Source organism: Actinomadura sp. 9N407 (assembly GCF_044326315.1).
Classification (GTDB): Bacteria; Actinomycetota; Actinomycetes; order Streptosporangiales; family Streptosporangiaceae; genus Spirillospora.
On sequence record NZ_JBIRAW010000011.1, the window covers coordinates 177,839 to 189,989 of the forward strand.

Annotated in this window: 11 protein-coding genes and 1 tRNA gene; 9 read left to right on the forward strand and 3 right to left on the reverse strand. The window is 72.7% G+C overall.

What is annotated here, in order from left to right; translation table 11 throughout:
- Nucleotides 1-13 precede the first annotated feature (13 nt).
- Nucleotides 14-1,027, forward strand: coding sequence for a DUF3068 domain-containing protein (locus tag ACH34Q_RS19790; protein ID WP_395984447.1), 1,014 nt, complete (start codon nucleotides 14-16; stop codon nucleotides 1,025-1,027).
- A gap of 74 nt (nucleotides 1,028-1,101) precedes the next feature.
- Here ACH34Q_RS19790 and ACH34Q_RS19795 read toward each other — a convergent pair whose 3' ends face one another.
- Nucleotides 1,102-3,012, reverse strand: coding sequence for a methyltransferase domain-containing protein (locus tag ACH34Q_RS19795; RefSeq protein WP_395984448.1), 1,911 nt, complete (start codon nucleotides 3,010-3,012; stop codon nucleotides 1,102-1,104).
- 234 nt (nucleotides 3,013-3,246) lie between these two features.
- Here ACH34Q_RS19795 and ACH34Q_RS19800 point away from each other — a divergent pair, with 234 nt between their 5' ends.
- From ACH34Q_RS19800 to ACH34Q_RS19810, 3 genes are all read left to right on the forward strand, one after another.
- On the forward strand, nucleotides 3,247-3,915 hold the full coding sequence (locus ACH34Q_RS19800) for a TetR/AcrR family transcriptional regulator (RefSeq protein WP_395984449.1): 669 nt from the start codon (nucleotides 3,247-3,249) through the stop codon (nucleotides 3,913-3,915).
- A gap of 114 nt (nucleotides 3,916-4,029) precedes the next feature.
- Complete coding sequence (locus ACH34Q_RS19805; protein ID WP_395984450.1) at nucleotides 4,030-5,643, forward strand: benzoate-CoA ligase family protein; 1,614 nt, start codon at nucleotides 4,030-4,032, stop codon at nucleotides 5,641-5,643.
- Complete coding sequence (locus ACH34Q_RS19810) at nucleotides 5,640-6,497, forward strand: amidohydrolase family protein (protein ID WP_395984451.1); 858 nt, start codon at nucleotides 5,640-5,642, stop codon at nucleotides 6,495-6,497. Before ACH34Q_RS19805 ends, ACH34Q_RS19810 begins: the two co-directional genes overlap by 4 nt.
- A gap of 25 nt (nucleotides 6,498-6,522) precedes the next feature.
- Here ACH34Q_RS19810 and ACH34Q_RS19815 read toward each other — a convergent pair whose 3' ends face one another.
- The gene (locus ACH34Q_RS19815; RefSeq protein WP_395984452.1) at nucleotides 6,523-7,305 is read right to left on the reverse strand and encodes an IclR family transcriptional regulator; all 783 of its coding nucleotides are present in this window, start codon (nucleotides 7,303-7,305) and stop codon (nucleotides 6,523-6,525) included.
- A gap of 36 nt (nucleotides 7,306-7,341) precedes the next feature.
- Here ACH34Q_RS19815 and ACH34Q_RS19820 point away from each other — a divergent pair, with 36 nt between their 5' ends.
- From ACH34Q_RS19820 to ACH34Q_RS19835, 4 genes are read left to right on the forward strand one after another with little or no spacing between them, the layout of a single operon-like run.
- Nucleotides 7,342-8,442, forward strand: a complete 1,101-nt coding sequence (locus ACH34Q_RS19820) for a cupin domain-containing protein (RefSeq protein WP_395984453.1) — start codon at nucleotides 7,342-7,344, stop codon at nucleotides 8,440-8,442.
- Nucleotides 8,439-9,278 carry a fumarylacetoacetate hydrolase family protein gene (locus tag ACH34Q_RS19825; protein WP_395984454.1) on the forward strand — a complete coding sequence of 280 codons (840 nt, stop codon included), beginning with the start codon at nucleotides 8,439-8,441 and terminating at the stop codon, nucleotides 9,276-9,278. Before ACH34Q_RS19820 ends, ACH34Q_RS19825 begins: the two co-directional genes overlap by 4 nt.
- Nucleotides 9,278-9,880 carry a maleylpyruvate isomerase family mycothiol-dependent enzyme gene (locus ACH34Q_RS19830; RefSeq protein WP_395984455.1) on the forward strand — a complete coding sequence of 201 codons (603 nt, stop codon included), beginning with the start codon at nucleotides 9,278-9,280 and terminating at the stop codon, nucleotides 9,878-9,880. The genes ACH34Q_RS19825 and ACH34Q_RS19830 overlap by 1 nt, the downstream gene beginning before the upstream one ends.
- 33 nt (nucleotides 9,881-9,913) lie before the next feature.
- On the forward strand, nucleotides 9,914-11,086 hold the full coding sequence (locus tag ACH34Q_RS19835; protein WP_395984456.1) for an FAD-dependent monooxygenase: 1,173 nt from the start codon (nucleotides 9,914-9,916) through the stop codon (nucleotides 11,084-11,086).
- A gap of 64 nt (nucleotides 11,087-11,150) precedes the next feature.
- Here the strand turns inward: ACH34Q_RS19835 and ACH34Q_RS19840 are convergent, their stop codons facing one another.
- Complete coding sequence (locus ACH34Q_RS19840) at nucleotides 11,151-11,735, reverse strand: antibiotic biosynthesis monooxygenase (RefSeq protein WP_395984457.1); 585 nt, start codon at nucleotides 11,733-11,735, stop codon at nucleotides 11,151-11,153.
- 343 nt (nucleotides 11,736-12,078) lie between these two features.
- On the opposite strand from ACH34Q_RS19840, the gene ACH34Q_RS19845 reads away from it, so the two are divergent.
- A tRNA-Cys gene (locus ACH34Q_RS19845) sits at nucleotides 12,079-12,151 on the forward strand.

Here is a 12,151-nt window from a genome sequence, read left to right on the forward strand (position 1 = left end):
GCAGGAGAAACAGATGAGCCAAGGGAACACTCGTCACCGACCCTCCTCCCGGCCGGCGCCCCCGCCCGCCGAACGGGGGCGGCCGGGGGTCTCCACCCTGATCGTTCTTTTCCTGGCGTTCTTCGCCCTGGCGCTCGCGATCCTGCTACGCACCTTCGTGGCCGGCCAGATGCTGGTCGCCCCGGCCAACCAGTACTCCGAGGCCGAACTGCAGGCCGCGAACGCGACGTACTTCGACGCCACCACGGCCCAGGCCCGCACCGGGGCCACGCTGACGCTCACCTCCACGCTGCGCGGCGACGTGAAGGCCGCCAAGGACGGCAACGTCGTCTGGGACACCTTCCTGGCCCTGGAGGACCTGCAGAACGGAAAGCAGATCCAGTTCTCCGAGGACCGGCTGGCCTTCGACCGCAAGACCGCACGGCTGGTGAACTGCTGCGACGCCAAGGCCAAGGTCCCGGCCGGCGGAGAACCCGTCTACGGCCTGTTCTTCCCGATCGGCATCGAGAAGAAGACCTACAGCGTCTACGACTCCTCCACGAAGAAGGCGTGGCCGATGCGGTTCGAGGGCACCGAGACCAAGAACGGGACGGAGGTCTACCGCTTCGTCCAGCAGATCGACGAGACCAACACCGGCCCGTACACGCGCCCCGTGCCCAGCACGCTGCTCGGCCTCCCCGGCGAGTCCCGTGAGGTCCCCGTCGACAACTACTACCGCGCCACCGTCACGTCCTGGATCGAGCCGCGCAGCGGCATCACCGTGGACCGCCGCCAGCAGGTCACCTCGACGCTGAAGGGCCAGGACGGCCAGGGCCAGTTGGTCGTGGCCGACATCGACCTGCGGATGATGGAGAAGACCCAGAAGGACCTCGCCGACAAGGCCGACTCGACCGCCGTCGCGGCCGCCTTCCTGCGGACCATCGGCCCGGCCGTCAGCCTGGGCGTCAGCGTCCTGCTGTTCGTCCTGGGCGCCGTCCTGCTGGTCCGCCACCGCCGCACCAAGGCGCTGGCCGGCGAGCCTTTCTAACCCTGGGAGATAGCAGAGAAAGACATGGTCCCGGCCGTTCGGAACGGCCGGGACCACGCTTGTTCGGCGGGAGTTCAGTCGCCGCCGGTGTCGGTCGATTCGGGAAGTCGCCGGGCCAGCACCCGGTAGGTGTTGGAACGGCCGCCGCGCTTGATCAGCGGGTGCAGGAACTGGTCCAGCGCCGCCCCGGCGAACAGCAGCGGGCCGGCGGCCAGGTAGACGGCGGTACGGGCGGCGCCGCGCGTCCGCCGGAACCTCGGGTCCCGCCAGGGCTTGGCGGGATCGGGCACGATCCGGTGCGCCATCATCATCACCACCATGAGGAAGTCGACCGGCTGGTGGGCCGGGCCGCGCTCCACCGCGACCGTCTCCAGCCCGCGCTCGGCCAGGTCGGCGACCAGGTTGCCGACCGGGACGAAGTGCAGGTGCTGGGGCTGGAACCAGGCGTGCCACCAGCGGCCGGCCAGCCGGCCGACGATCCACTCCGGATCGGGCACCTCGATGAGCAGGTGCCCGCCGGGCGGCAGCACCCGCGCGGCGGCGTCCAGCTCCGCGCGCGGGTCGAGGGTGTGCTCCAGGTAGTGGTGCATGCTCACGACGTCGTACGCGCCCGCGAGCTTGTCGGCGAAGTCGGGGAAGAAGCCCAGATGGCCCCCGTCGATCCAGCCCCGGTCCTCGGCCTCCTTGACGCTGACGCTCATGTCCAGGGCGTCGAACCGGGTCTGCGGCCAGACGTCGCGGGCGGCGTTGCAGAAGTGGCCGTGGCCGCCCCCGACGTCCAGCCAGGCCTTCGGCTCGGCGTGCCCGCGCAGCATCTTGGCGCGGTCGCGGTAGTGGGGCGCGGCCAGCCGGAAGCCGCGCTCCACCTCCGGCCCGCCGGGGCCGTCGTAGAAGTCCCGGTAGTGGAACTCCAGCCCGTCCGGGTTCAGCCGGGGGTTCTGGAAGACGTGCCCGCAGGCGTCGCAGGAGTCGAGGGTGAACACCCCCGGCCGGTGGTGCTGGTGGTCGCCGCTGGTCAGCCGGTGCCGCAGCGCGGTGCTGCCGCACCAGGGGCAGTCGTCGCGGCGGGCCTCGTAGAAGCGGTCGACCCCGGCGGCCAGGTCGGCCGCGTACCGTTCCCGGAGCCGGGGCATCTCCGGATCGGGCTCCTCGCGCCGCGCCGCGACGCGGACCCAGCGGTAGAGCGCTCCCACGGGACGGGTGAGGGCGAACCGGCGCCGGTCGTGCGGGCGCAGTACCGTCCCGGCGGTGGCCAGGAATGGCTGGGCGATCGACGCGGCGAGCACGGCCGCGACCGACAGCACGTTCCACCGGCGCCCGCCGCGGCCTCCGCTTCCGCCGCCGCTCCGTCCGTCTCCACCGCTGCGTCCGCCTCCACCGAGGAGAGCGCGGAGCATCGCGGCGGCCAGGGCACCCAGGCCGAGGAGGTTGCCCGACAGGTAGACCGGCAGGTCGCTCGGCCAGCGGCCGCGCAGGATCCTGCGGCGATCGGCGGCCGGGCAGCCGACCGGGACGATGCCCGGGGCCACGGCCAGATCGGTGTTCACCGGCGCGTACCGCTTGAGCCGGATGGCCAGCTCCTCCATCTCGGCGGCACCCAGCCCGGCGTACCGGGTGATCCCCGCACGCCCGGCGACCTCGGAGGTGACCAGCATCGCGTGGCCCCCGGTCCCACCCGGGGCGAGCCGGGAGCCCCGGTAGGTCTCGGGGTCCACGCGACGGACCAGTTCCATCGCCCGGGCGCTGTCCAGGCCGGCCGGGACCAGGTCCAGGACCCACAGCCCCCGCTCGCGCGCGTACGCGGATGCGGCCCGCCGGGTGGCCTCGTCCAGCGTCACGCCGGCCGCGGTCACGAAGCAGTGATCAGCGGGAACGGGTTCGCCGGAAGGCGGCAGCGGCGTCAGCCGGGCCGCCCGGTTTCTTCGCCATAGGGCGTCGGCCACCAGGCCTGCCGCCGTGAGCGTCAGCAACGATCGCACACGCATGTCGGTCCCTTCGCGGGTGGGGGACGAGGGTGGAGCTGCGATGATCGTTGAGCCCCCGGGATAACGAAACGCGATGCTCGCCAAACGGGGCGCGGCATTGACTCACCCTGCTGAGTAGTCGGGCCGGGAGACGGCTCGCCCGGCTCCGGTGAGCGACGGGCCGCCTCCGCCCGTACGCTGAACGACCGTTCAGCGCACGGGCTACGATGCGGGGGCCGGCACGGAGGAGGACGGGTGAAGCAGGCGGGGGAGCAAGCGGCGGCACGGGGGCGGGCGCGCGAGGAGCGCGCCAAGGGCCTGCCCGGCAGCAACGCGGTGGCCGAGGACGACGATCCCGCCGCCGCCACGATCATCCGGGCCGCCGTCGAGGTGATGGCCCGGCACGGCTACCACGGCACGTCGGTCCGCGACATCGCGGACGCGGCCCAGGTCAGCCCGGGACTGCTCTACCACCACTTCGGTTCCAAGCACGATCTGCTGGTCACGATCCTGGACCGGGGCATCGACCGGCTGGTGCGCGACACCGAGGACGCGCTGTTCCACGCCGGCGACGATCCGGCGGGCCGGCTGCGGGCGATCGTGCGGACGCACGTCCTGGCCCACACGATGTCCCGGCGCGAGAGCCTGCTCGGCAACACCGAGCTGCGCAGCCTGTCCCCGTCGGCCCGCGCCCTGATCGTGTCCAAGCGCGACACCCAGCAGCGGATGTTCGACCGGGTGCTCGCCGACGGCGTGCGGCGCGGCGCGTTCGGTACCCCGCATCCGGTGGAGGCGTCCCGGATGATCGTGACGGCCTGCACCGCCGTGGCGACCTGGTTCCGCGAGCCGGGGGCGCTGTCGGGGCCGCAGCTCGCCGACGTCTACGAGCGCCTCGCGCTGGACACGGCCGGATACCGGTCCTGAATGATGTTCTACAGAAGGTTGACGGACTGGCGAGTCCCTGTAGAAGATTAGCCGCAGGGCGATCGTGCTCACCAGCGACGGCGGGTACGTGCCCCCGACCGAGAGGGCGGCGCTGTGGCTGAGGCGTTCAACGCGACGGACTATCTGGTCGACCGGCAGGTCCGTGCCGGGAACGGCGGCCGTACGGCCGTGGTCTCCCCCGGCCGGTCGCTCACCTACGAGGAGCTCTCCGGCGAGGTCGGACGGGTGGCCGCCGGGCTGCGCGCGCTCGGTGTGCGGCCCGAGGAGCGGGTCCTGATGTGCATGGTGGACGACCTCGAGCTCTTCACGAGCCTGCTCGCCGTCATGCGCGCGGGTGCGATCGCCGTCCCCTGCTCGACCATGCTGACGGGCCCCGAACTGGGCACGCTCGTGGCCGACTCGCGCTGCCGGGTGGTGCTGGGCTCCAGCGAGTTCGGGCCGGCCGTGCGCGGTGCCCTCCGGGACGCTCCCGAGGTCCGGCACGCCGTCCTGACCGGCGACGATCTCTCGGGCCTTCCCGATCACGTCGAAGGCCGGACGTGGCGGCGCTTCCTGGACGCGGGCGCGGAGGCCGACGCGGAGGCCGACGCGGAGGCCGGCGAGCCCGAGCCGTACACCTCCTGGCCGGAGTCGCCCGCACTCTGGCTCTACACGTCCGGGACGACCGGCAAGCCCAAAGCGGCCATGCACCGGCACATCGACATCAAGCTGGTGTCCGAGCTGTACGGCCAGCGCGTACTGGACATCGGCCCGGAGGACCGGTGCCTTTCGGTGGCCAAGCTGTTCTTCGCCTACGGCATCGGCAATTCGATGTTCTTCCCGCTGTCGGTGGGCGCGACCGCGCTGCTGGAGCCGTCCCGCCCCTCCCCGGACCTCTTCGCGCGGAGGGCCTCTGAGGACGGGGCCACGCTGCTGTACGGGACGCCGAGCTTCTGGGGCCCGCTGCTCGCCTCGGACGTTCCGGATCGCGCGTTCGCCACCGTACGGCTGGGCGTGTCGGCCGGCGAGGCGCTACCGCCGCGGATGTTCCACGGGATGCTCGAACGCTTCGGCGTGGAGGTCCTGGACGGCATCGGCTCCACCGAGATGCTGCACATCTTCGTCTCCAACCGGGCCGGGCACGTCCATCCCGGCTCGTCGGGAACGCCCGTACCGGGCTACGACGTCGAGCTTCGCGATCCCGAGGGCCGCCTGATCGAGGCCATGGACGAGCCGGGCGAGCTGTACGTACGGGGCGAGTCGGCGGCCGTGGGCTACTGGTGCCGCGCGGAGACGAGCCGGAAGGTCTTCCTCGGCGAGTGGATGCGGACCGGCGACACCTACGTCCGCAACGGCGACGGCACCTACACCTGCCTGGGCCGTACGAACGACCTGCTCAAGGCGGGCGGGATCTGGGTCTCCCCCACCGAGGTCGAGGAGCGGCTGCTGGCGCATCCCGACGTGGCCGAGGTCGCGGTCGTGGGCGTCCCGGACGCCGACGACCTGGACAAGCCGGTGGCGTGCGTGGTCGCGATGCCGGGCGGCAAGGTCGATCCGGACGATCTCATCGCCTGGTGCCGGGAGGGGCTGGCCTCGTTCAAGCGGCCGCGCGGCGTGGTGAGCCTGGACGAGCTGCCCAAGACCGCCACCGGCAAGATCCGCCGTAACGTGCTGCGGGAGCTGGCCCGTACGGAGTTCCAGCCGGAGGCCCGGGAGGAGAGCGGTTGATCGACGACGAGGTGGTGGTCGACGCGCATGTGCACGCGCCGAGGCTGTCCACGCTGAAGCCGTCCTGGATGGAGTGGGCCGAGGAGTTCTCGGGCCCGCATCCGTGGCGGGACGCCTACGACGACCAGGGCGATCCGGTGCCGGAGCGGCTGGACGCCCTGATGGAGTCGGAGGGCGTCGACCGCGTGCTGCTGTTCTGCGAGTACAGCCCGCGGGCCACCGGCGTCCAGCCCATCGAGGACCTGCTGCCGATCGTCGCGTACAACCCGGTCCGGTTCCGGCTGGTCGCCAACGTCAATCCGCACCTGCACCACCCGGTCGCGGCCGAGGCCGAGCGGCAGCTGGACCTGGGCGCGGTGGCGGTCAAGCTGCATCCGGTGCACGGCGGCTTCTCCCCCGCGGACCGGGAGCTGTACGGGGTCTACGCGCTGTGCGCCGAACGGGGCGTGCCGGTGATCCTGCACTCCGGAACGTCCAGCTTCCCGGGCTCGCGCACGCGGTTCGGCGATCCGCAGCTGCTGCTGGACGTGATCGAGGACTTCCCTGAGGTGCACTTCGTGTTCGCGCACGGCGGCCGGGGCTGGTGGTACGACACCGCCGCGTTCCTCGCGCTGTCCAAGCCGAACGTCTGGCTGGACCTGGCCGGGCTGCCGCCCAAGCGGCTGCCCGGCTACTACGCCCGCTTCGGCCTGTCCCGGCTCGCCAACCGGATGATCTTCGGTACGGACTGGCCCGGCGTGCCGGGCACCGCCCGCAACGTCGCCGCCCTGCGCGATCTCGGCCTGCCCGCCGGGACGCTGCGCGCCGTGCTGTCCGGCAACGCCGCCAAGATCTTCCCCGGCCTGGGCGTCTGAACTTTTACGCTTGCCTGACGGATCGTCAAGTGACTGTAGAAGGTTGGTCCTCGACGAGATCGTGGGCGATGGCCGCGGCGGCGCGGGTGAGCGCGCCGACCCAGGTGGGCAGCAGGTCGTGGTCGAACCGGGCCGACGGCAGCGCCAGCGACAGCGCGGCGGCCGGAATCTCCTCGGAACCGGGCCCTGGCACCGCGACGCCGATCGCGGTCAGCCCGGCCTCGGTGAGCTGGTCGTTGATCGCGAACCCGCGCTCGCGGATCAGGCCCAGCTCCCGCCGCAACCGGGGCAGGTCGACCCCGGCGGCCTCCGGGCCGCCGTAGCGGCGCTCCAGCTCGTCCGGCGGCAGCGCGGCCAGCAGGACCTTGCCGCCGGAGACCAGGTGCGCCGGCAGGACGCGGCCGGCCCGGTCGCCGACCCGCAGCACCTGGTCGCACTGGACCGAATCGATGAACCGTACGCCCGTACCCGCCAGGACCTGCAGGTTGGCCGTCTCCCCCACCCGCGCCACCAGGGCACGCATCCGGGGCGGAGCCACGCGGCGAAGCAGCTCGACGGGGGCGGACGTGGCGTCGGCCGGCCGCAGGACGGGTCCGGCCCGGTAGCGGCGGTCGGCGCCCTGCTCGGCGAAGTCGCGGTAGACCAGCATCGCCAGCAGCCGGTGGGCGGTGGAACGGGAGACCCCGAGCCGGCCGGCCGCCGCCGAGACGCCCAGCGGCCCCTCCTGCTGGAGGAGCGAGGCCAGATGCAGCGCATGGTCGACGGAGTCGATGGCGTACTGCGGCTTGTTCTTCACAGCAGAATTCATGATCCCTTCAGACAGAACGCCCCTAGCGTAGCCGCCATGACCGTTTCCATCACCCCTACGGGCGGGCCCGGGCAGCCCGATCCGTCACCGGAGCTGGACGAGCTGTACCGCGGATTCGAGAAGGAGCTGCTGGTCCCGCTGTGGACGGAGATCGGCGACCTGATGCCGGCCGAGCCCCGGCCCGCCGCCGTACCGCACACGTGGCGCTGGGACGCGCTGCTCCCGCTGGCCGAGCGCGCCGGCGACCTGGTCCCGGTCGGCCGGGGCGGCGAGCGCCGGGCCATCGCCCTGGCCAACCCTGGCCTGGGCGGCGCCCCGTACGCCACCCCGACGCTCTGGGCCGCCATCCAGTACCTCCGCCCACGGGAGAACGCCCCCGAGCACCGCCACACCCAGAACGCCTTCCGCTTCGTGGTGGAGGGCGAGGGCGTGTGGACGGTCGTGAACGGCGATCCCGTGGCCATGCGGCGCGGCGACTTCCTGCTGACCCCGGGCTGGCACTTCCACGGCCACCACAACATCAGCGACGAGCCGATGGCGTGGCTGGACGGCCTGGACATCCCGTTCTCCCACTCCATGGGCTCCACGTTCTTCGAGTTCGGGCCGGACAGGGTCAGCGACACCTCCGCGCCGGACCGGTCGCGTTCCGAACGGCTCTGGGCGCATCCCGGGCTGCGGCCGGTCTCGCACACCGAGCCGCTGCCGAACTCGCCGATCGCCGCGTACCGCTGGGAGCACACCGACGCCGCGCTGGCCGACCAGCTCGCGCTGGAGGACGAGGGCCATCCGGGCGTCCTGGAGCCCGGCCACGCGGCCGTACGGTTCACCAACCCGTCCACCGGCGGCGACGTCATGCCGACGATCCGCGCCGAGTTCCACCGGCTCAGGGCGGGTACGGCCACCGCGACCCGGCGCGAGGTCGGGTCCTCGGTCTGGCAGGTCTTCCAGGGCACCGGCACCGCCCGCGTGGGCGAGCGGGAGTGGCGGGTGGGCCGCGGCGACCTCTTCGTGGTGCCGTCGTGGGTACCGCTCACCGTGACCTCTGATGGGGAATTGGACCTGTTCCGGTTCAGCGACACACCGATCTTCGAGCGGCTGAACGCCGATCGCGTACATGTGGAAGGACCGCACCAGTGAGGCTTGCCACCATCCGGACCGAGAACGGCACCCGGGCGATCCGCGTCGAGGGCGACCGTTACGCCGAGCTCGACGCCCCCGACGTCGGCGCGCTTCTCGACGCGCCCGGCTGGAGCCGTACGGCCGAGGGCGCCGGAGCGGCGGACCGGCCGCTGGCGGGGGCGGACCTCGCGCCGCTGGTCACCCGGCCCGGGAAGATCTTCTGCGTCGGGCTCAACTACCGCGCGCATATCCTGGAGATGGGCCGCGAGCTGCCGCAGGCGCCGACGCTGTTCGCCAAGTACGCCGAGGCGCTGGTCGGCCCGAACGACCCGGTCGCGCTGCCGCCCGAGACCCGGGCCCTGGACTGGGAGGCCGAGCTGGCGATCGTGATCGGCTCGACCGTGCGGCGCGCCTCCGCCGAGGGCGCCGCCGCGGCCATCGCCGGGTTCAGCGTGCTGAACGACGTCACCGCCCGCGACTGGCAGAACCGCACCAAGCAGTGGCTGCAGGGCAAGACGTTCGAGGGCACCACGCCGCTCGGCCCGGTCCTGGTGACCCCGGACGAGCTGCCCGGCGGCACCGCGCCCGCGCTGGAGATGACCTGCAGCGTCGATGGCGAGCAGGTCCAGAAGGCCGGCACCGACGACCTGGTGTTCGGCCCGGTCGAGCTGGTGCGCTACCTGTCCACGATCATCACGCTGCGGCCCGGCGACGTGATCGCCACCGGTACGCCCGGCGGCGTCGGCCACGCCCGCAAGCCGGCCCGCTACCTGTCCGACGGCTCCCGGCTGGTCACCGAGATCTCCGGCATCGGCCGGCTCGAGAACGTGGTGCGCGCCGAAGCGGTGGCCTGATGGGCGGCTCCCCCGACCCGGCGGTCGCCCGCGCCTGGATGGACGAGGGCACCCGGCTGCTGCTGGAGGCCCTCGACCGGCTGGCCGACGCCGATCTGGACGCGGCGACCGGGCTCCCCGGCTGGACGCGGCGGCACGTCGTCGCGCACGTCCACTTCAACGCCGAGGCCCTGCGCCGCCTGGCGAGCTGGGCTCGTACCGGCACCGAGAACCGGATGTACGCCGGACCCGAGCAGCGCAACGCCGAGATCGAGTCGGGCTCGGCACTGCCCGCCGCAGACCTGCGGGCGCTGGTCCGCGGCTCGGCGGCGGCGCTGGCCGCCGACCTGGACGCGCTGCCCCCGGACGCCTGGGCGAACGAGGTCGTGACCGCGCAGGGCCGTACCGTCCCGGCGACCGAGATCGTCTGGATGCGCACTCGGGAGACCGCCGTCCACGCCGTCGATCTGGACGCGGGCGTGGAGTTCGAGGACCTTCCGTCCGGCCTGGTCGCCGCGCTGATCGACGACATCGTCGCCAAGCGCGTGGCGGGCGGCCAGGGCCCGGCCCTGGCCCGCCTGCTCAGCGGCCGTGGCGGCACCGACATCGGCCCGTGGCTCTGATCGAGTGGCTCTGAGCACGAAGGAGAGCACGACATGAACGAGACCGACGTCGTCGTGATCGGCGGCGGCATCGGCGGGCTCGCCAACGCCCTCGCCCTCGCCTCGGCGGGGCACCGTGTCCGGGTACTGGAACGGGCCCCCGGCTTCACCGAGGTCGGCGCCGGGCTCCAGCTGGCTCCCAACGCCACCCGCATCCTGCGCGACTGGGGGCTGCTGGACGAGGTCATCGCCGCCGGCGTGCTGCCGAAGCGGATCGTCCTCAAGGACGCCGTGGACGGCGCCGAGCTGACCTCGCTGGACCTGGGCGCCGGATTCACCGAGCGGTACGGGGCGCCCTACGTGGTGATCCACCGCAGCGACCTGCTCGACATCCTGCACGCCGCCTGCGAGCGCGCCGGGGTCGAGCTGCTGCCCGGCCGGAACGCCGGGGACGTCGAGGTCGCGGCGGACGGCGTCACCGTCCTGGCCGGCGCGGAGCGGCACCGCGCCGCCGCCGCGCTGGGCGCCGACGGGCTCTGGTCGGGGCTGCGCGGCCGGCTGTCGAAGGACGAGCCGGTCCCGTCCGGGTACGTCGCGTACCGGGGAACGCTGCCCGTGGCCGAGGCCACCCAGGTCGACGACGACGCGCTCACCGATGTCGTCGTCCACTTCGGCCCCAAGTGCCATCTCGTGCAGTACCCCCTGCGGGGCGGCGAGATGCTGAACACGGTCGCGGTCTTCGGCTCGCCCGCGTACGAGCGGGGCGAGGCCGAATGGGGCGGGGCCGGCGAGCTGGACGCGGCGTTCGCCGGAACGTGCGACTCCGTCCAGCGGGGCCTGTCCGGCCTGTGGCGGGACCGGCACTGGCCGATGTACGACCGGCTGCCCATCGACACCTGGGTGGACGGCCGTTTCTCGCTCACCGGCGACGCCGCCCACCCGATGCTCCAGTACCTCGCCCAAGGCGCCTGCCAGGCGTTGGAGGACGCGCACTGCCTGGCGGCCGAGGCCGGCAAGCGGCAGGCCGAAGGGGCACTGGACTGGCCCGCCGCCCTGACGGCCTACGAGTCGGCGCGTACGGCCCGTACCGCACGCGTCCAGTCGTCCGCCCGCGTGTGGGGCGAGCTCTGGCACTGCGACGGCCTCACCCGTTCACTCCGCAACGCCCTGCTGACCGACCGCGAGCTGGACGACTACCGCCACATCGACTGGCTCTACCACCCCTGACCTCAGGTTGACTCGTGGCGTGTTCGCCTATTTCACCGCCCTGGAACGGCGAACACGCCACGAGTCAACGGGAGTGGGGGCGGGCGGGCGGGTAGGCGCGGCCCGGCGGGTAGAGCCAGTGGCGCAGGATCCGGCTGAGGAGCGGCATCAGCACGTACGTGAGCACCGGCACGAGCAGCAGCGGGAACGTCACGGCCTTCAGCGCGACGGGCCAGGTCAGCGTGGGCGGGACGATGATCAGCTGGATCAGCAGGCTCATCGGGTAGACGGCGCAGAAGGTGACGATCACCATCTTCCAGCGCGGCGGTGCCGGGACGGTCTCGCCGGGAAGGCTGAACCAGGTCTCCATGCCCGTGGTGTGCCGCCGGTGCCCCGTGGCGATCCCGTCCAGCCGTTCGAGCCAGCCGGCCCGCTCGTCCGATTCGAGCCAGGCGTGCAGCCGCTCCTCATCGGTGAAGTTGAGCACCGTGTAATAGCGGTGCCGCATGCCTTCGGAATTCAGCCAGGTCGCCCCCAGATGGCCGGGCCAGCGGGCTCCGGCCTGGTTGACACCGCTGGCCCACTTCTCGAAGTCCTTCTCCCGGCCGGGCCGGACGTCCCACGTGAACACCACCGTCACGGTGCCTTCGCCACCGCCGGTGGTGTCCATGTCTCAGACCGGTTCGGGTTCGGGCTGCGGTGGCCCCGGAGTGGGCCCGGGCGCGGGCGGCACCATCGGGCCCGGCCGGGGCGGCTCGGGCCGCGGCTCCGGATGCGGTGCCGGGCGGGGCGCGGGATGCGGAGCGGGCGGCGGAGGCACCGTCCCCACGACCGCGTCCGTTCGCGGGTCCTGCCTCATGAGTCCTCCAACGATGTCGCGTACCGGGTCGGCCAAGGTGCCTTGATACCCACCGGTCCCGGACCTCATTCGGCCGGACGCGATCACGATCGCGGCCGGGTGGCGCTATTTCGCGGGCGAAATGACGGTGATGATCGGTATGCTCCTGCGCGACAGGGTCGTAGCGCAGAGGTCGTCGCGCCTTAGCTGCAAGCTGGAGGACGCCGGTTCGAATCCGGTCGGCCCTG

Excerpts from the sequence above, each read along its gene's own strand:
- ACH34Q_RS19830 (WP_395984455.1), top strand. The coding sequence starts at position 9,278 with ATGGGCGGCTCCCCCGACCCGGCGGTCGCCCGCGCCTGGATGGACGAG.
- ACH34Q_RS19840 (WP_395984457.1), bottom strand. The coding sequence starts at position 11,735 with ATGGACACCACCGGCGGTGGCGAAGGCACCGTGACGGTGGTGTTCACG.
- ACH34Q_RS19835 (WP_395984456.1), top strand. The coding sequence starts at position 9,914 with ATGAACGAGACCGACGTCGTCGTGATCGGCGGCGGCATCGGCGGGCTC.
- ACH34Q_RS19795 (WP_395984448.1), bottom strand. The coding sequence starts at position 3,012 with ATGCGTGTGCGATCGTTGCTGACGCTCACGGCGGCAGGCCTGGTGGCC.
- ACH34Q_RS19815 (WP_395984452.1), bottom strand. The coding sequence starts at position 7,305 with ATGAATTCTGCTGTGAAGAACAAGCCGCAGTACGCCATCGACTCCGTC.
- ACH34Q_RS19790 (WP_395984447.1), top strand. The coding sequence starts at position 14 with ATGAGCCAAGGGAACACTCGTCACCGACCCTCCTCCCGGCCGGCGCCC.
- ACH34Q_RS19820 (WP_395984453.1), top strand. The coding sequence starts at position 7,342 with ATGACCGTTTCCATCACCCCTACGGGCGGGCCCGGGCAGCCCGATCCG.